Origin of the sequence: Sphaerisporangium album (assembly GCF_003323745.1) — a bacterium.
GTDB lineage: Bacteria > Actinomycetota > Actinomycetes > Streptosporangiales > Streptosporangiaceae > Sphaerisporangium > Sphaerisporangium album.
In genome coordinates this window covers 189,899-208,679 of sequence record NZ_QOIL01000016.1, presented here as the reverse complement: position 1 = coordinate 208,679, position 18,781 = coordinate 189,899, and the positions used below count along the sequence as shown (strand labels likewise).

The 18,781-nt window shown below is 70.2% G+C and carries 13 protein-coding genes; 12 read left to right on the top strand and 1 reads right to left on the bottom strand.

Features of this window, described 5'->3' with window-relative positions; all coding sequences use genetic code 11:
- Positions 1 to 19 precede the first annotated feature (19 nt).
- On the top strand, positions 20 to 3,100 hold the full coding sequence (locus DQ384_RS27045; protein ID WP_147268908.1) for a hypothetical protein: 3,081 nt from the start codon (positions 20 to 22) through the stop codon (positions 3,098 to 3,100).
- Positions 3,101 to 3,112: 12 nt separating this feature from the next.
- Positions 3,113 to 3,304 carry a hypothetical protein gene (locus tag DQ384_RS27040; RefSeq protein WP_245966806.1) on the top strand — a complete coding sequence of 64 codons (192 nt, stop codon included), beginning with the start codon at positions 3,113 to 3,115 and terminating at the stop codon, positions 3,302 to 3,304.
- 113 nt (positions 3,305 to 3,417) lie between these two features.
- Here the strand turns inward: DQ384_RS27040 and DQ384_RS27035 are convergent, their stop codons facing one another.
- Positions 3,418 to 4,236 carry a DUF4184 family protein gene (locus DQ384_RS27035; RefSeq protein WP_114031697.1) on the bottom strand — a complete coding sequence of 273 codons (819 nt, stop codon included), beginning with the start codon at positions 4,234 to 4,236 and terminating at the stop codon, positions 3,418 to 3,420.
- A gap of 137 nt (positions 4,237 to 4,373) precedes the next feature.
- Between DQ384_RS27035 and DQ384_RS27030 the strand changes: the two genes are divergently transcribed.
- The 10 genes from DQ384_RS27030 to DQ384_RS26985 all read left to right on the top strand — a co-directional run bounded on the left by DQ384_RS27030 (position 4,374) and on the right by DQ384_RS26985 (position 18,740).
- Positions 4,374 to 5,015, top strand: a complete 642-nt coding sequence (locus DQ384_RS27030; RefSeq protein WP_181871438.1) for a cation diffusion facilitator family transporter — start codon at positions 4,374 to 4,376, stop codon at positions 5,013 to 5,015.
- A 717-nt stretch (positions 5,016 to 5,732) separates the two neighbouring features.
- Positions 5,733 to 7,553: a substrate-binding and VWA domain-containing protein gene (locus tag DQ384_RS27025; RefSeq protein WP_114031695.1), complete on the top strand. Its 1,821-nt coding sequence runs from the start codon at positions 5,733 to 5,735 to the stop codon at positions 7,551 to 7,553.
- 440 nt (positions 7,554 to 7,993) lie between these two features.
- A complete protein-coding gene (locus DQ384_RS41555) occupies positions 7,994 to 9,862 on the top strand; it encodes a sigma-70 family RNA polymerase sigma factor (protein ID WP_181871437.1) in 1,869 nt (622 codons plus the stop codon).
- Positions 9,863 to 10,150: 288 nt separating this feature from the next.
- Positions 10,151 to 10,504, top strand: coding sequence for a hypothetical protein (locus DQ384_RS27015; RefSeq protein ID WP_245966805.1), 354 nt, complete (start codon positions 10,151 to 10,153; stop codon positions 10,502 to 10,504).
- A 2-nt stretch (positions 10,505 to 10,506) separates the two neighbouring features.
- Positions 10,507 to 11,616 (top strand): GNAT family N-acetyltransferase, encoded by a 1,110-nt coding sequence (locus DQ384_RS27010; RefSeq protein ID WP_245966804.1) that lies wholly within the window; start codon positions 10,507 to 10,509, stop codon positions 11,614 to 11,616.
- Between the two features lie 134 nt (positions 11,617 to 11,750).
- Positions 11,751 to 12,584, top strand: coding sequence for a glycosyltransferase family 2 protein (locus DQ384_RS27005; protein ID WP_114031692.1), 834 nt, complete (start codon positions 11,751 to 11,753; stop codon positions 12,582 to 12,584).
- 5 nt (positions 12,585 to 12,589) lie between these two features.
- Positions 12,590 to 13,564 (top strand): glycosyltransferase family 2 protein, encoded by a 975-nt coding sequence (locus tag DQ384_RS27000; RefSeq protein ID WP_181871436.1) that lies wholly within the window; start codon positions 12,590 to 12,592, stop codon positions 13,562 to 13,564.
- 4 nt (positions 13,565 to 13,568) lie between these two features.
- The gene (locus tag DQ384_RS26995) at positions 13,569 to 14,369 is read left to right on the top strand and encodes a polysaccharide deacetylase family protein (protein ID WP_181871435.1); all 801 of its coding nucleotides are present in this window, start codon (positions 13,569 to 13,571) and stop codon (positions 14,367 to 14,369) included.
- A gap of 49 nt (positions 14,370 to 14,418) precedes the next feature.
- Positions 14,419 to 15,807: a lipopolysaccharide biosynthesis protein gene (locus DQ384_RS26990; RefSeq protein WP_114031690.1), complete on the top strand. Its 1,389-nt coding sequence runs from the start codon at positions 14,419 to 14,421 to the stop codon at positions 15,805 to 15,807.
- A complete protein-coding gene (locus DQ384_RS26985) occupies positions 15,804 to 18,740 on the top strand; it encodes a hypothetical protein (RefSeq protein WP_147268907.1) in 2,937 nt (978 codons plus the stop codon). The genes DQ384_RS26990 and DQ384_RS26985 overlap by 4 nt, the downstream gene beginning before the upstream one ends.
- Positions 18,741 to 18,781: the final 41 nt, after the last annotated feature.

The following is an 18,781-nucleotide window of genomic DNA, read 5'->3' as shown; positions in this document are numbered from 1 at the left end:
GTTGGAGCGGTCCACTATAGTGATACAAACCTATAAATGGCTTCATGAATATGCCTACAGAGACATTTGCTCAAGCTGTGTCCAAAGGTGGACGATCGGTCGTCAGCGAGGGATTGGCTGGAAGATCATGAAGAAGGACAGAGGCAGAAGCAGCAATAGCAGCAATAGCAGCAAGGTCAGACGCCCGACGACCACGACACGGCGTCCAGGGCTCGACGGGACGAGCACGGCACCGTTATCCGTGACCAAGCATGACGTGTCCGTATCCTCGGCGTCCTTACCCAAGGGCTGGCAGACGTTCGCCTTCAAGCCCGACGCGACCACCGCCCGAAAGGTCGCAGAAGAGCTGCAGAGCATGCGCCCCGGCAACGCGAAGACGACCATGAAGCTCATCGCCGACACGCTGGCCGAGCGCTCGTCCCAAGAGCGCAGCGAGATGTCCCGGCTCATCATGGCCGAGCTCATCACCGACCAGGCCCGCGACTTCCTGAAGGTGACCGCCGCCACCCGCCTCAAGCATCCGACGGTCCTGACGCCGAAGGATCCGACGCCGCAGCACCTCAACCCGGTACACTATCTCGACGTCGTGGAGCCGAGCACGAAGCAGAGGCTTCCGAAGACCTCGAAGCTCGGCGATCCGCAGCTGCTCAACGCACTGGATCTGTCCACCGCGGACAAGCGCATGGTCGACCTGGCCGCCATGGAGCAGCACATCGACGACGAGAGCGACGCTTCGTCGATGGGCCACCTGAAGATGGCGATGAAGTTCGTCGACGACATGAACGGCGGCAAGGGGACGTACTCGGAGGCGCGCCGTACCGCGCTCGGCCCGATGGTGACGGACAGCACCCAGCAGCACCTCGTCGACCAGATCGGCTTCCGCACGGCGCCGACACAGCGCAACGACAAGGGCCTGTCAGCCCAGAACGACCTGACGTCCACCTACTGGCGCTCGACCTTCGCCAAGACCTTGCCCGATTTCATGAAGAAGCTGGGGACGAAGGTCAAGATCGAAGACGGCGACCTGCTGGTGAACAGCCCCAGCGTCAAGAAGAGGCTCGAGATGCTGGTGGGCAAGGAGGTGACCGACCAGCTCACGATCGAGCCTCTGCAGGGGACCACGGGCGTCAGCGTGCTGAAAGGCGTCCGGAAACTCATGCGAAGCGACATCAACTGGGACTCCATCATGCATGAACTGGGCGCGGCCCCCTCGGCGTACCAGCTCTACGAGCTCATGGACCTGGGCAAGAAAGAACCACCGACGAACTTCAAGGTGGACACGCGGGCCGACCTCATCGCGCTCATGACCTCCAGCAAGTTCTCCCGTCTGCAGGAGATGGCCAGGAGCAAGGGCCAGCTGGCCACGGTGTGCGCCATGGTCGAACACCTCGTCCTGGGCCTGACCGACGAAAACGGCCCGCAGCGGTTCGACACACTCACCGCCAGCGCCCTGAACTCGATGGACCGGCTCCTCGACATCATCGTGGAGAACGAGAGAAACCCATCCGCGGCGATGCGTGCGGCCGACCTCATGATGGACGAAATCGGCCTCGTGGTCGCCGCCGCCAAGAACTACGTCGCCGACGACTACCGGAGCACGATGCGGGACATCACGCTGGAGCGGGCGCCGAAAATAAAGCCGCTGGTCACCCGGAATGAGATCCAGCTCGAGAGCCACCTCATGTCGAGCGGCATGGACTCACTCAGCACGGCTCTGTACATCGCCCTGTCCACACGCGACCAGGACAAGGTCTCGCGTAAGACCGAAGGGATCGACTACTTCGAGACGGGCATGTTGCTGGACAGCCTCAAGAAGGGCAAGGCGGTGCAACCGCGCGACGACGTCCTGATCGCGGCGCTGAACCCGAGCTCACCCTTCGTCGCGCCGTCGACCGAGAACCTGGTGAAGGACGTGCGGGACGCCATGAAGTCGCGCAAAAAGGGCGACCCGCCGTTCGCGCTGATCCTCGACACCACCATCCAGATGGCGGCGAAGTCGACCGAGGACCCGACCCAGCTCGACGCCGTGCTCGACGGCCTGAAAGACCTCATCGCCGACGGCAGCCTCGAAGTCTTCCTGTGCAAGAGCTTCCAGAAGTACGCCTCGTTCGGCACCGGCAAGGTGGCCGCCGGCGACCTGACGATGCTGTCCAAGAGGGGCAACCTCGCTTCGGCGTCCGCGCGCGCCAAGGCGAGGATTCAAGAGCACGACCTCGACATCGCCGCGCACGACGAGGGGCAGTTCATCATCCACATGCTCAAGCACGGGCATCGCGACGAATTGGCGCTGATCGACCACGCCGCCGAGAACGCCAAGTTCGTGGACGAGTTCTGCTGGCCGATCGAAGCGGATTATGCCAAGGGCTCCAAATACGTGGACGGCATCCCCCTACTCCTGCGCTCGTCGCCCACCGGGAAGGTCGGTAAAATCTTCGGCCGCCTCGCCGGAGTCGATCAGCGCGACAGCTTCTCGTTCCTGCGCACGTCGTACGTCGGCGGAATCCCGGGACCGTGGCCGGTTCCGGACACAGAGGGCTACTATGTGCGGATCAACACCGGCCACGAGCCGAAGGAGAAGATGGTCGAGAACTTCTACGCCTTCGGCCACCTGGCCGCCAGCCTGCTCCCCAACGGCGACAAGACCGACGACCCGATCGACCTCGACCGGCTGACGCCGGATACGGTGATCGAGCACCTGGACGCAGTGGCGATCGCCGCGCAGAGCAATCCCACCGCCGCGCAGTACCAGAACAACATCCTCGCCTCGTACTGCCTGTTCGGCTTCCAGAACGCCTACGGGCCAAAGCCCGCACTGGTACCCGCGGCCATCCGCGTCTTCGGCAGTTCAATGACGGGCGTCACCCTCGACACCCAGCGACTCCTCGCCACCTCGATCTTCGCGAACCTCCAGTCCAAGCACATCACAGCCGACCCCACGGCCCTCGCCGGACTGTGCAACGCGGCAATCGTCCTACCCGCCTGGCAGTTCAAACCGATCGCCGCCAAGCTCGCAAAGGACGCCAAGAGCCAACTCGAGGCGATGGGAGACTCGGACCAGGCAAAGCTCCTGCGCGAGATCATCTCCCGCGCCAACAAGTAGGCCGCCGTGTAGGTGCGATGGACGCGGGTCTGGCAGCTCAACCTGGCGAACAACACCTACGAGCCGGCCTACGACGACAACCTGGTCAGCCCCGGGTCGACCAGTCCGGCCGGCAACCGCCTCTACTTCTCATCCCAGCGCGGCAGCACCGGGTCGTCCTCGGGCGGCATCACCTACTGCGTCACCGGCCCGTTCCGCCCCTGAGCCCACGTCGTGCAACGTACGCCAGATGTCCGCCCGGGAAACACGGTCCGAGCCTTGGCGAGGCCCTTTTCCTGGGCGGCTGCGGAGCCTTGGTGCGCTGGGGCGGGGGCGTCTCAGCTTTGGGTGGCTCGGGTGTCGAAGTGGTCTTCTCGTCGTGCTCGGGTACGGCTCCAGCGGATGAGCCGCAGGAGATGCCAGAGCAGGGCGTACGCCGTGAGCACCGCGCAGAAGCCGACCAGCAGGCCGACGCCGGTCTTGGTGACGACGCCCGCCCAGCCGAAGACCGGGTTCGGAGGGTCGACGAGGGTCCAGACGGCGGCCGCGCAGCACGCGCCGACGCCGGTGCAGGCCAGCACGCCCCGGCGCAGCGGCACCGGCATCGCGAGGCGCGGCGGCAGAGGGACCGTTCCAGGCGAGCGCAGCCCCCGCGCGGCCCACCAGGCGACCACGGCCAGGCCGAGCGCCGAGCAGGCGTACTGCGCCAGCCGGTAGCCGGGCAGCCGGCCGAACACGGACGCGGTCATCCAGCTCCATCCCCAGAAGGCGGCGCCCCAGTCGTGGGTGAAGGAGTCCCACACGACGTGGGTGGCCGCGCCGGCGACGGCGCCGAGCACGATGGCGGGGAAACGGCGCCAGGCCGGTCCGGGCAGGGCCGCGAGACGCGCGGCGAGCGGCCCCGGCAGCAGCGCGGTGAGCGGGTCGCGGAACACGAACCGCAGGAGCGCGAGCAGCACGATCGTCGCCACGAGGTCGTCGGTGACGATGCCGATCGGCGAGTGCCAGCGGGTGTAGGCGTCGAGGTAGGGCAGGAACATCGGCAGGTCGGGAACCATGGACCCCACGCCGAGCGCCCACGGGTCCAAAACCCTGCGCACCCGCGCGGAGGAGATCAGGGGGACCACCGCGGCGACGTGGCTCGGGGTGAACGGCACGGGGGTTCTCCTCGCTCGGGTGCGCCTGTGGACGAGGCGGCGGTTGTCCACAGCTTTCGCGGCGGGCCGGTCCGGCACATCCGGTAAGCGTTAGGCTACGGAGCGCGATTGCGGCGGCTGCTCAACGATCGGGGGCTATGGTGCCAGATCTTGGTACGGACACGCGCGCCATGGCCCTTCCGGCGTCCTGGGTGCGTGACGCGCGCCGGGCGCGGGCGCTCTCGCTGGTGACGCTGGCCTGGCTCGGCTTCGAGAGCGCACTCGGGCTCGCGGCAGGCCTGTCGGCCCACTCGGTCGCGCTGATCGGGTGGGGCTGGTCGTCCCTGGGCGAGGCGCTGGCCGGTCTGATCGTGGTCTGGCGCTTCACGGGGTCTCGGCTCCGCTCTCCCGCGTCCGAGCATCGCGCGCGCAGGGCGGTGGCGGTCAGCTTCTGGATTCTCGCGCCCTACCTGGTGGTGCACGTTGCCTATGACGTCGCGACGGGTGAGCGGGCGGCCCCCACGGCGCTCGGCGTCGTCGTCACCACGATCAGCCTGGTGAGCATGCCGGTGCTCGGCGTCGCCAAACGCCGGCTTGGCGCCCGGCTGGGGTCGGCGGCCACCGCGGGCGAGGGCGCCCAGAACCTGCTGTGCGCCCTCATGGCGGGCGGCGTCCTGGCGGGCCTGGCGGCGACGTCGCTGGGCTGGTGGTGGGTGGACCCGGCCGTGGCGCTGCTGCTGGCGGCGGTGGCCGCGCGCGAGGGCGGCAACACCTGGCGCGGCCATTCCTGCGCCCACTGAAGCACCACCACGGCGAGCGGCAGGCCCTCGGCCCGCAGCGCGGCGGCCACGCGGGGTGCGGTGCCGGGGTCGGCCAGCGCCCGGCAGTCGTGCCCGGAGACCACGACCTCGCGCACACACGCGCAACTCCTGAGGGCTCGGCGCACCTCCTCGGGGCACCGGGGGCCCGCCAGCCGCATAAGGAGAAGGTCGGGACGCGCCTCACCCCACGCGATCTCCCGCGAGATCATCCCCGCCTCGCCGTGCGCGACCCCCTCCGAGGGCGCGCCTGCGAGGTCGCGTGCAGGCGGGGCTTCCGCCTCACCCGGTGGGGCTCCGGCGCGGGAGGCGTGGGGGCGTGGTGGTCGTTCGGGGCCGGCGCCGGGTGCGGGAGGCTCGGGCGGCCGGCCGAGCGGCCAGGCGGCGGGAGGCTCGGCCTCGCCAGGTTCGATCATCATCGACATGCCCCTACCCCCGGACTGCCGCGCCGGCCCCGTCCGGCGCTCGCGTGATCCCGAGAGACACGTTACATCGCGTTTGCGGCAAGTCAAGATGTATCGCATTCATGTTCTTATAGTCGCCGGTTACGGATACGTACCGTAATCACTCCTGCAAGTGATCGGTTTTGCCCAATTAGTCCCGAACGCTATGGTTCCGTAAGCATTACCCCGGCTCTGGCTATATGGTCGCTGCTAGCGCGCCGAGACCGGAAAAGATCGAACACTCTAAGAGGACAACGTGGGCGGACGCCACCGCACAGACGAGCTTGAGGGCGGCTACAGCCCTTATCACGAGCCGTCGGGCCGCCGCCGGGCGAGCCGGGGAAAGGTCCTGGTGCCGCTCGCGGGCGCCGTCGCGCTGGCGGTGCTGCTCGGCGTCGCCGCGTACGTCATCATGAGCCGGGACAAGACCTGCGCCGACGGCCAGGCCCCCGGCGGCGGGACGGTGTCCCTGCGGGTGGTGGCCTCCCCCGATATCGAGCCCGCCATCGCCAAGATCGCGGAGAGCTACAACAAGTCGTCGTCCACGACGCCCACCGGCTGCGGGGGCGTGACGGTCACCGTCTCGGACGGCGACCCCGCCGACGTCGTCAACTCCATCGCGGGCTCCGGCGCGACGAACGGCAAGTTTGACGCCGACGTGTGGATCCCCGACTCCAGCCTCTGGGTCTCCAAGCTGCGCTCCTCGCCCAAGGGCGAGGGCGTGCCCACGCCGACCGGCTCGGTGGCCCGCTCCCCCGTGGTTCTGGCCGCGCCCAAGCCCGTGGTCGAGAAGCTGAAGAGCGCCTTCGGCGAGCCGAGCTGGAGCGGGCTGATGTCGGCCGCCAACGCCGCCACCCCGGACGGCATCGGCCGCAACATCCGCATCCTGCCCCTGGACCCGACGCTCAACGCGGCGGGCCTCGGCGCGATCCTCGCCGGCGCGGGCGTGCTGAAGGCGGCCGGATCCGGCGAGGACCAGCTCGTGGGCGTGCTGCGGCAGCTTTCCGAGAGCGCGGTGAGCAGCCCGGCGAACATGTTCGCCACCATGAGCAAGCAGTCGTCGCGCGCGCCGATCGGCATCGCGTCCGAGCAGGGCGTGTGGTCGTTCAACACCGAGAACAAGCCGGCGTCGGTCATCGCGCTGTACCCGGCCGAGGGCACGATCAGCCTGGACTACCCGGTCGTCGTGACCGCCAAGCAGCAGGCCGCCCGCGACGCCGCCAAGAAGTTCGCGACGGCGCTGTCGAGCGCGAGCGCCAGGAAGACGATCCGCGAGTACGGCTTCCGCACCCCCGACGGCAAGGGCGGCGGCGCGATCAGCCAGGCCAACGGGCTGAACCCCGCGACGCCGCGCAGCATCAAGATCCCGGACGCGGCCTCGGTGACCAAGCTGTCGCAGGCGTGGTCCCGGCTCAAGCTCGGCGGGCGCCTGCTCGCCCTGATGGACATCTCGGGCACGATGGCGCTGCCCGCCGTCGGCGCGCCCGTCACGCGCATGCAGCTCATCGGGCAGACCGCCATCGAGGGCCTGAAGCTGTTCCCGGACAAGACCGAGGCCGGCACGTGGATCTTCTCCACCAACCTGAACGGCAAGGGCGTCGACTACCGCGAGGCGGTGCCCGTCGGCCCGCTCGGCGCCACGATCAACGGTGTCCCGCGCCGGGACGTCCTCACCCGGTCGTTCGCGCGGATCAAGGCCAAGCCGACCGGTGACACCGGGCTCAACGACACGCTCGCCGCCGCCTACGACAAGATGAAGGCCGAGTACGAGGCCGACAAGATCAACACGATCCTGGTGTTCACCGACGGCGTCGGCAACGACGACCCCGAGGGCGGCATCTCCAACAGCGAGATCCTCAAGAAGCTGCGCGAGGAGTTCGACGAGACGCAGCCGATCAGCATCATCATCGTCGCGCTCGGCGCGAACGACGCGGCGGGCCGCAAGCAGATGCAGGCCATCGCCGAGGCGACGCAGGGGCAGGCGTTCTTCCCGCGCAACGCGCTGGAGATCCGCAAGGTGTTCCTGGAAGGTATCTCCCGCCGCCTGTGCGCCCCCAACTGCAACGGCGGCCAGTAGTAGTGGGCGATTAATTACGGACTGGCAGTTGATTACGGACCGCCCGGTTCCGGCATTCAGGTGCCCGGGGCCGGGCATTTCCGTTTTTTGTGTGTTCTCCTAGGTATCGATGTGCTCGACTTCCCCCGTGTCATCGCGAACCTCCCCGCGCTCAGGGCCCTCCCTATCCTCTGAGTGCTCCGAAAGCGCGCCTCGTCACCAGAGGCCGCGCCGCGCGTCGCCGGTCAGCGCCTCAGACGCGCCTCAACGCACCACCAGTTACAGCAGCCCCAGCAGACCCCCTTTTCCCAGCTCATACCCGCTGATTATCAAACAATTCCGGGTGAACCCCTCAGGGAGAATGGGCGTCCTACGCGTGTGGGGACTGGCGCGGGCAGGAGAAATTCTCGTGTGCATGTGCGACCAAGAGCCAGGTTCCCGTCCTGCGGGGAGGAATATTCGTGCCCGGATGGCCGAGCGTCGGCCGGACCGACGACCAACGGCTGGCGGAGGCCCTTCGCCGTGCGGAAAGCCGCGCGGTGGACGGCCTTTATGACAGCTACGCCGACCGACTCAACGACTACGCCAGTTCACTGCTCGACGATCCAGACGCCGCGGCTGGCGCGGTGCACGACGCGTTCGTCACGGCCCACGGTCGCGCCGGCGCGCTGCGCGAGCCCACCCGGTTGCGCGCGTGGCTGTACGCGCTGACGCGCTACCAGTGCACGGCACGCCAGGGGCGCACGCCGCCCCACGGGACCGCGCTCGACGGCCTCACGGGGGACGAGGACGATCCGGAGCTCGCGGCGATCGTGCGCGAGTCTCTGGGCGAGCTCGGGCAGAAGGAGCGCGAGGTGCTGTTCCTGGCCGTGCGGCACGGCCTGAGCACCTCCGAGGTCGGCGCCGTCACGGGGCTGACCTCGCGCCAGACCGCCACCAAGCTGGCCCGCGCCACCGACCACCTGGAGAACGCCGCCGCCGCGGTCGTCCTCGCCAGGACCGGCAGGGCCCACTGCCCCGATCTTTCCGCCCTGCTCGACTCCATCGACGGCCCGCTCCCGCAGCCGCTGCGGCGGCGGCTCGTGCGGCACATCGTCGGCTGCAAGGAATGCACCGAGGGCCGTCACCGCCGGGTGTCGGCCGAGCGCCTGCTCGACACGGTCCCGGTCGCCTTCCCCCCGCTGTCCCTGCGCCGCCGGGTCGCCGAGACCTGCGCCCGCCCGGAGCGCGACGCGGTCCGCGCGGCGATCATGCCGGCGGTGGGCGTCCTGGACAAGAACGGCTTCCCGCCGGTCGGAAGCGACCGCCGCGCCAAGGCGCCGAGGGCCCACCGTACGGCGGACCCAGCGGACCAGGCGGACACCGCCGCCCGCGGGTTCACGGCGCACGACGAGACGCCCAGGCACGGCACGCGCACCCTGCGCGCCGTCCCTCCGATGCCCTCCCCCGCCGGCCACTCCGACACCCCCCGCCGCGGGATGCGGGCGGGCGAGCCCCCGAGGCACGGGGACACCACGCGGTACGCGTCGGCCGGCGCGTACGAGCAGACGGCGCACAGGGAGACCGCGTACGAGCGGATGGGAGGCCGCGGGAACGGGCGCACGCGGCGCCGCGGCGGCGGGGCGCCGCGCAGGGCCTCGCGCAGGACCCCCGTCTTCGCCACGATCGCCTGCGCGCTGCTGGCGACCGGCGCGATGGTCGTCGTGACCGGCCAGGACGCGAGCCACCGCAAGGAGGTGCCGCAGACCCTGCGCTTCCCGAGCCGTTCCCCGCAGGAGCTCCAGATCAGCTACGCGCCCGAGCCCACGGACGCCGCCCCCGCCTCGGAACCCTCGCGGACGGCGCCCCCGAGGCCCGCGGCCACAAGATCGCCGTCGAGCGCCGCGCAGGCTCCGGCGGCGTCGTCCACCATGCCGAGGACTCCCGCCTCGCGCACCCCGACGCGCCGCCCGCCGGCGTCCCCGGCCAAGCTCGTCGTCTCCTGCCCCAAGGGTCTGGGGGACGGGGGCGCGGGTGTGATCCTCGTCTCGGCCCGCGGCGGCACCGTCTCCTGGCGGGCGAGCGCGGGCGGGGGGCTCGCGGTCACGCCCGCGAACGGCGTGCTCGCGTCCGGGGTGAAGGCCCGGCTGTCGGTCTCGCCCACCGACCCCGCCCAGGCGGGAAAGGGGACGGTGACGCTCAGCTCCGCGGCGGGGGGCGCCTCGTGCACGGTGTCCTGGGACGGGCAGGACATGCCTCCGGCGTCCGAGCCGCCGCCGGATCAGCCGCCGACCTCCGAGCCGACCCCCACCGGCACGCCGTCCGAGGAGTCGTCCGGGGGGGTGGACTGAACTCCCCCCAACCCACCCTGACTCCACTTTCGGGTCGAACCGGCGGTACCTTTGTAAACACCCCAGTCCCTGCAGCCCCGGTAGCCTCAGGGGCATCAGGAGAACGGTGGAGGTGGCGTGGTCGATCACACAACGCTTCTTGCCCTTGGCGCTGTAAACCAGTGACCAGGTTAGGGCGTCGGCATTGACGGTCGCGTAACGTCGTTGGTCCTATGAGAGCAGCGATCAACCGCGTCTTTCAGTCGGCCTTGACCAGCGGAGCCAGGAGACATGCGTACGAACAGGGCGGTGCTCAAGTGGGTGCTGGTGCTCGCGTGCGCCGCGGGAGCGGTGATCGCGCTCGCCGACATCCGAACTCCAGCACGCCCGATTCTCACCGCGTTGTTCCTCTTGGTGGTACCGGGCGCCTCGGTCGTGGGACTGTTGCGTGATCGTGACCCTCTCGCGGCTCTAACGGTGGGTGCCGCGGCAAGTCTCGTTATAAACGTTCTCTTAGCCGAAGCCATGCTGATGTTCGACGCGTGGTCTCCTCGCGCGGGAGTCGCCACCGTCGCCGTCCTCGGTGGGTTCATGTGGGTGCTTCGGTCGCTGTACCGGGGGAACGGCAGTGCGCACACAGAACAGGGGGCCGGGTCAAGGTGAAAGTGACGGTCATCCGGCCCGGAGAACTCGGAGAGCCGGAGCTCGCCCGCTGGCGTGAGCTCCAGATCGCGTCGCCCTCCTTGGACAACCCGTTCCTCTCGGTCGAGTTCACGCTGGCCCTCGGCCGGCTGCGTCCCTACGTCCGCGTCGCGGTGATCGAGGACCAGGGCAAGGTGGTCGGGTACCTCCCGTTCGAACGGCACGCCTTCGGCATCGGCAAGCCCCTCGGGAGCTGGCTGACCACATGCCACGGGCTCATCGCCGCCCCCGATCTGGACGTTCCCGCCCGCCACCTGCTGCGGGCCTGCGGCCTGTCGGTCTTCGACTTCGACCACATGGTGGCCGGCCAGCGCACCTGGTCACCGCATGAGTCGGCGGTGCGCCCCGTGCCGCTGATGGACCTCACCGCGGGTTACGACGCGTACATCGAATACGTCCGCGCCAACTCTCCGAAGAACTACAAGACGATCCGCTACAAGGAACGCAAGCTCGCCCGCGAGCACGGGGTGGTGCACCTGGAATACGGCGCCACCGACCCCGCCGCCATGCGCCTCCTCACCGGCTGGAAGTCCGACCAGTACCGCAGGACGGGCCGGGTCGACCGGTTCGCCCAGCCCTGGATCGTCGAGTTGCTCGAAGAGATGCACGCCGCCGACTCCCCGGCGTTCGCGGGCGTCCTCACCATGCTCTACGCCGGCGACACCCCCGTTGCCGGGCACTTCGGGCTGCGCACCCACAACACGCTGGTCGGATGGTTCCCCGCCTACGACCCCGAATTCGCCCGGTACTCCCCCGGGATAATGCACCACTTGCACATGGCGGAGCAGGCCGCCTCTCACGGCCTGGGCCAGGTCGACATGGGCAAGGGAGGCAGAGAGTACAAAGGCTGGCTGAAGAACGGCACCATCCACGTCTCCGAAGGCAGGGTCGCCCGGCCCTCGGCGACCGCGGCCGTTCACTGGATGGGCCGGACGCCCGTGAACAAGGCCCGCAGCATCGTCGTCGACCGTCCGTCGCTCTACCGGCTGGCCGACCGCGTGCTGAAAGGGTTCGGACGGGTCCGCACATCCCTCCATCCAGCAGTCGAGAAGGAACCCTCGGGGGCGCGCTGAGAAGCGTTCCCCCTCGCCAGAGCTCATCCCCCATTGATCTGACCGGGGCGGAGAAGACCCCTCTCCGTCCAGTCGCGCCGGTCCTATTGGCAGTCGCCGCCGATGTCAGACCGCCCGGAAGGACATCCCTCAAAATGAGTCCCGAGATCACCAAGTACAACGGGAAACCTCAGGTGCACACCCTGAGGCCATTGCCGGCCGTGGAGCGTTTCACGCCGGTGACCCCGCACCTGGCCATATCCCCGACCGTCAGCGTGGTCGTACCGGCCATGAACGAGGCGGAGAACCTTCCGCACGTTTTCGCCACGCTGCCTCACTGGATCCACGAGATCGTCCTCGTGGACGGCAACTCCACCGACGACACCGTCGCGGTGGCCCGCCGCCTGCGCCCGAACCTGCGCGTCGTGCAGCAGCGCGGCAAGGGCAAGGGGGACGCGCTGCGCACCGGCTTCGCCGAGTGCACCGGTGACATCATCGTCATGATCGACGCCGACGGCTCGACCGACGGCCGCGAGATCATCCACTTCGTCGGCGCGCTCGTCACCGGCGCCGACTTCGTCAAGGGCTCCCGGTACGCGAGCGGCGGCGGCAGCGACGACCTCACCTTCAGCCGCCGCATGGGCAACAGCGTCCTGCGCTCGCTGGTGAACTGGATCTACGGAACCCGGTACACCGACCTGTGCTACGGCTACAACGCCTTCTGGGCACGGCACCTCGAAGTCCTCGACCTCGACTGCGAGGGTTTCGAGGTCGAGACCGTGCTGAACATCCGGGCGGCCAAGGCCGGTCTGCGCGTGCACGAGGTGCCGAGCCACGAGCGGTGCCGCATCCACGGCGAGAGCAACCTGCGCGTCGTCCGCGACGGGTGGCGGGTGCTCAAGACGATCATGCGCGAGTGGCGGCGCCCGCCGCTGCAGGTCGCCCCGGCACCATCGGCGCAGCCTGCCGCCGACCAGGGCGCGGCATAACCGCAATGAAGATCTCCGTCGTCATCTGTGTCTACACAGAGGACCGGTGGGACGACATCAGGGCCGCCGTGGAGTCGGTGCGCGGCCAGACACGCCCGCCGCACGAGCTGGTCCTCGTCGTCGACTACAACCCCGAGCTGCACCTCAGGCTGAAGCGGGAGTACGCCGACGCGATCGTCGTGGAGAACACCCACGCCAAGGGACTGTCCGGCGGCAAGAACACCGGAGTGGCGACCGCCTCGGGTGACGTCGTGGCGTTCCTGGACGACGACGCGGTGGCCGACCCCGGCTGGCTGGCGGCGTTCGAGGACGCGATGTCGCGGGATCCCGCCGTCGTGGGAGTCGGCGGCCTGACCAGGCCGCTGTGGGACACCGGGCGCAGGCCGCGATGGTTCCCCGAGGAGTTCGACTGGACCATCGGATGCACCTATCGCGGCCTGCCCGCCGAGCGCAAGGCCATCCGCAACGTGATGGGGGGCAACGCCGCCTTCCGCAGGCACGTCGTGGGCGAGGTCGGCGGGTTCCACACCGGCATCGGCCGCAGCGTCCAGGGCCGTAAGAGCCGTCCGCTGGGCTGTGAGGAGACCGAGTTCTGCATCAGGCTCTCCCAGCGCAGGCCGGGGTCGGTCATGATGTTCGAGCCCGGGGCCGTGATCGGCCACCGGGTGCCCGCCTCCCGGGCCACGTTCCGCTACCTGCGCTCCCGCTGCTACGCCGAGGGACTGTCCAAGGCCCTGGTGGCGCACAGCGTGGGCGCGGGCGACGGGCTGTCCAGTGAGCGCGCCCACGCGATGAAGGTCCTGCCGCTCGGAGTGCTGCGCGGCGTGCGGGACGCGCTGCGCGGCGACCCGTCCGGCCTGGGCAGGGCCGGGGCGATCGTCACAGGCCTGGCCTGGACCTCGTGGGGGTACGCGGTCGGGACGGCCCGGCTGCGCCTGCGCGGCGACCGGGCGGGGCGATCCACGGAACACGAACGGTGACCTGATGCGCGTGCCCATCCTGATGTACCACTCCGTCACCGATCGCCCGAACAGCGCGACGCGGCCGCTCGCGGTGCGCACATCGGTGTTCGAAGCGCAGATGACCTACCTGAAGGACCGCGGGTTCACCCCCCTCACGCTCGCCGACCTGGTCGCCTCGCAGTACGGCACCGGCGGGGCCCCGGCCCCCGAACGGCCCGTGGTCGTGACGTTCGACGACGGGTACGCGGACTTCCACGTCCACGCGCTGCCCGTCCTGGAACGGCTGGGCTTCACCGCGACGGTGTTCCTCACCAGCGGCTGGGTGGACGACGCGGGCCCGGACGCCGCCGGCAAGCCGCTCGACCGCATGCTGAGCTGGAGCCAGGCCCGCGAGGCCGCGTCCTGCGGCGTCGAGATCGCCGGGCACAGCCACAGCCACCCCCAGCTCGACCAGCTCCCCGACGCCGTCCTGCGCCAGGAGCTGCGCCGCAACAAGGGCCTGCTGGAGGACAAGGTGGGGCGCCTGGTCGCCACCATGGCCTACCCGTACGGTTACTCCAGCGCCCGGGTGCGCAGGGAAGTGCGGAAGGCCGGCTACTGGGCCGCCTGCGCGGTCGCCAACACGCTGGCGGGCGACTCCGACGACGTCATGGCGCTCCCCCGGCTCACCGTCGGCCGGTCCACGACCATGGACCGCTTCCGCCGCGCCGTCGAGGGGCGGGGCGTCCCGATCATCTACATGAAGGAACACGCGCTGACCAAGGGTTTCGCGGTGGTGCGCCGGACGCGGTACGGCCTGCGCCACGTGGTCGGGCGTGAGTGACGTAAACGCGGGGGCGACGCCTGGCGTCGACGAGGGGGGTGAGACGGCCGTGACCAGCACCATGGCCGGCGGACGGCGGGACCGGAAGGACGGCGGGGAGGAGGGGCGGCTCGCGCGCCTGCGACGGCGGCTGATGCGCGACCTGCGCAACCCGCTCTTCCTCAACGGTTACGCCCTGATGGCCAACACCGGGGTCACCGCCGTCCTCGGCATGGGCTACTGGCTGCTGGCGGCCCGCCTGTACTCTCCCGAGGACTTCGGGCGCAGCCAGGCGCTGATCACCGCGATGCGGCTGTTCGCGGGGCTCACGGCCCTCGGCCTGACCGGCGCCCTGGCGCGGTTCATCCCCGTGGCGGGCCGGCGCACCGGCGCGCTCATCGGCCGGGGCTACCTCATCGCCACCCTGTCGGCGGTGGTCGCCGCCGGAGGGTTCCTGCTCACGCTGCCGTTCTGGGGCGAGAACTACGCCACGCTGGCCGGAGCGGGGCCCGGGGTGTTCTTCCTGGCGTCCGTGGCGATCTGGTCGGTGTTCACGTTGCAGGACGTCGCGCTGGCCGGGCTGCGCAAGGCGGTCTGGGTGCCGGTCAACAGCGTGTGCTTCGGCCTGGTCAAGATGGCGCTGCTGGTCGCGCTGGCCGGGGCCCTGCCCAACGATGGCGTGTACGTCTCCTGGATCGTGCCCACCGCGCTCGCGCTGGTGCCGGTCAACTTCTTCATCTTCGGCGTGCTGGTCCCCCGGCACGCGCGCAGCGCCCCCGAGGGCAGCCGCCCGCCCGGGCCGCGGGAGATCGGCCGCTTCCTGGCGGGCGACTACCCCGGGGCGTTCTCGGTGCTGGCCATCGTCTACTTCCTGCCGGTGTACGTCGCCTCGCGGGTGAGCGGGGAGCTGTTCGGCTACTTCGCCATGGCGCAGACGCTCGGGGCGATGATCGAGCTGCTGGCCATCAACATGGCCACGTCGCTGACCGTCGAGGGGTCCACCGAGCGGTCACGCCTGGCCGCGAACTGCCGACAGGCGTTACGCCGCGCGTACCTCATCATCGGGCCGGTCTCGGTGGTGACCTTCGCCGCGGCCCCGCTGATCCTCTCGGTGTTCGGGCCCGGGTTCTCCGAGCACGGCACGCCGCTGCTCAGGCTCATGGCGCTCGCCGTGCTGCCGCGCGTGCTCATCGAGATCTACCTCAGCGCGCTGCGGGCCCAGAGCAGGGCGCGGATGCTGGCCGTGGTTCAGATCGGGCTGGCGGTGCTCGTGCTGTCCTCCTCGGTGATCCTTCTGCCCATCGCGGGCATCACGTCCGTGGGGTACGGGCTGCTCTTCAGCGAGCTTCTGGTGGCCTTGCTGATTTTCGGCGGGCTCCGGCAAATTCTTGATGGCGCGGAAACGCCGCGATCGTCTGGCGCGCGGGAGACGCCCGAGGCCGCATCATGGTCAACGTGAGGCAACGGACGGGTGACGCGGCGCGGCGGGGAGAGGCGGCCAAGGCCGCCGGACATGAGCCGGACAAGGACACCACGTCAGACACCACGTCGGGCAGCCTGTCGGGCACCGCTTCCGACATCGCTTCAGGCATCCCTTCCGACACCGCGTCCGGTGGTGCGTCGCGTGGTGCGTCCGGTGGTGCGTCGGAGACCGCCGTCGACGGCTCACCGGAGGACGTGCGGGACGACGACACCCAGGTGATCTTGCTGAACCTGTCCGACGACTCCGTCACCCAGGTGATCCCACTGCCCGTGGCGTCCCGCGCCGAGCCGGTCGCCCCGGCCGTCCAGCCCCCGGCGGCCCCGGACACACCGATCCGCGTGACCAAGCCCGGCGCCGCCCCCGCGAAAGCGCCCGCGAAGCCCGCGAAGCCGCCGGCGCCCGAGCCCGCGGAGTCCCCCGAGGCCGCGCCGGCCCCTGAACCGGCCGGCTCCGCACCGGACGCCAAGCCGGCGACCAAGCCCGCGTCCGGCGCGGACCCCGAACCCGGTTCTCCGCGCGAGACCGGTTCGGGTCGCCGTTCCGATGCCGATTCCATGTCGGACCTCGAGTGGTACGAGGCCACGGCTCCCCGCCGGTACGTCCGGCAGGTGCTCGCCACACGTGAGGCCCCCGAGCCGGAGACCGCGCGGGGAACCGGGCAGGACAGGGAACCCGCCAAGGAGAGCCCCGCCAAGGAGAGCTCCGTCAAGGTCGCCCCGGCCAGGGCGAGAGCCGGCGGCGGCGCGTCGCGGCCGGCGGGGGCGCCGTCTCTGGTGGCGCGGCTGGCGTCGAGCGCGTCCGCGTGGCTGCCGCCGTTGCTGACCGTCGAGGGCCTGGTCATGTACGTGCTCGCCATGCGCGTGCCGTACGGCCCCATGCGCGGCGTCGACCTGGACAAGATCGACGGCCTCGGCCTGATCTCGGTGCTCCCGGTGACCGCCTTCGCCGCGATCGCCCTGATCATCGTCTCGTTCTTCGTCACGCTGACGCAGAACACCGACCGCAAGGGCCTGCTGCTCCTGCAGCTCGGCGCCGTCACGTTCACCCTGCACGGCGCGGCGGCGCTGATCGAGCCCGAGCCCCGCTTTCACACCGCCTGGGTGCACGCGGGCTTCGCCGAGTACATCGGCCGCGCCGGCGAGGCCCTGCCCGGCCTCGACGCGCGGTTCGCCTGGCCGGGCTTCTTCGCGCTGTTCGGCTTCGTGCTGCGCGCGGCGGGCGTGGACGATCCGTCGTTCGTCCTGCAGTGGACGCCGTTCCTGTCGAACCTGCTGTACCTGCTGCCGTTCGTGCTGATCCTGCGCCAGCTCGTCGCGACCACGCGGGCGCGCTGGTTCGCCGCGCTGCTGTTCATCCTCGTCCAGTGGATCGGCCAGGACTACTTCTCGCCCCAGGGCTTCACCTACGCGCTGTACCTCGTCTTCATCGCGATCCTGATGCGCTGGTTCGGCCGCGCGGAGCCGAGGACGGCGCCGCTGCCCGCCAAGGGCTTCCTACGGCGCCTGATCGCCCGTCTGGACCGGCTGGCGCCCGGCGAGCTGCCCGCGAGGCCGACGACGGTGACCGACCGCGTCGTGCTGCTGACCCTCGTGGTCGGCCTGTTCGTGGCGACGACGGCCACCCACCAGATCACGCCGTTCATGATGCTGGGCGCGCTGACCGGGTTGATCCTCCTGCGGCGCAGCACGCTGTCGCTCGCGCTGCCGGTGTTCTTCGGCCTGATCGTGATCGCCTGGATCAACTACCAGGCGACGCCGTTCTGGAGCGGTCGCATCGACCAGCTGTTCGGCGGCATCGGCAGGATCTTCTCGACCTTCCAGGAGAACACTGGCGACCGGCTGGCGGGCACCGACCCCCAGCACGCCATCGTGCTCCAGGTGCGGCTGGCGATCTGCGGGGTGATCCTCGCGTTCGCCGCGACGGGCCTGCTGCGGCGGCTGCGGCGCGGGGTGGGCGACCGCAGCGCGCTGGTACTGCTGTGCGTGCCCGTGCTGGCCCTCGGCCTGCAGAGCTACGGTGGCGAGATCGGCCTTCGCGTGTACATGTTCGCGCTGCCCGCGGCCTGCATCCTCGGCGCGTACGCGTTCTTCCCGAACCTGCCCGCGCACACGGCGGACGCGCGCGAGGGCGAGACGGTGCCCATCCGGCGGCGCTCGCTACGGCCGTCCCCGGGCACGACGAGGAAGATCTCGGCGGTGCTGGCGGCGGGGACGGCGCTCGTGCTGGCGGTCGCGTTCCTGCTGGCGCGGTTCGGCAACGAGAAGTTCGAGCGGGTCACCACGGGCGAGGCCGCGGCCATGGACTACGTCTACGCCCACGACCGGCCGAGCGCGCGCCTGCTGTACCTGGTGCCGGTCATCGGCGAGGAGGTCACGCCGACGATCCCGTGGCGCGAGCGGGACATCGACCGGGTGGAGTACGACCAGGCGCTCGTCACCAAGAACGCCGAGGACCTCAGCGGGGTGCTCACGGCGCTGCGGTCCAAGGCGGCCAACACCTTCGTGATCATCAGCCGGGGGCAGGCGGCGTACCTGGAGCTCAACCACGGCTTCCCCGTGAACTGGGGGACGCGCTTCCGCGCGGCGCTCGACGCCTCCACCAGCCTGAAACGCGTCTACTCCAACGCCGACGCGGCGATCTACACGCTGCGCTCGTACCCGAGGGGGGCCGAGATCCCGCCGCCGACGGCGATGACGCTGGTCGGTGACCGGTCGACGCCGTGGACGCCGCTCGGCCTGGTCGCGCTGGCGCTGGCCGTGGCGACGCTGTTCGCCGCCGAGCTGGCGCGGCTGCGCGGCGCGGAGCGGACCTCGCGCGGGCGGCGCAGGCTGGTGGTCGTCGGCCTGCTGATGACGGCGGCCGCGCTGGCCGTCGTGGTCGAGCGCTTCCTGACCCTGACGTCCACCTGACCCACCGGTACGTCCGGCCGGTCCCGGGACGGCACCTCGGG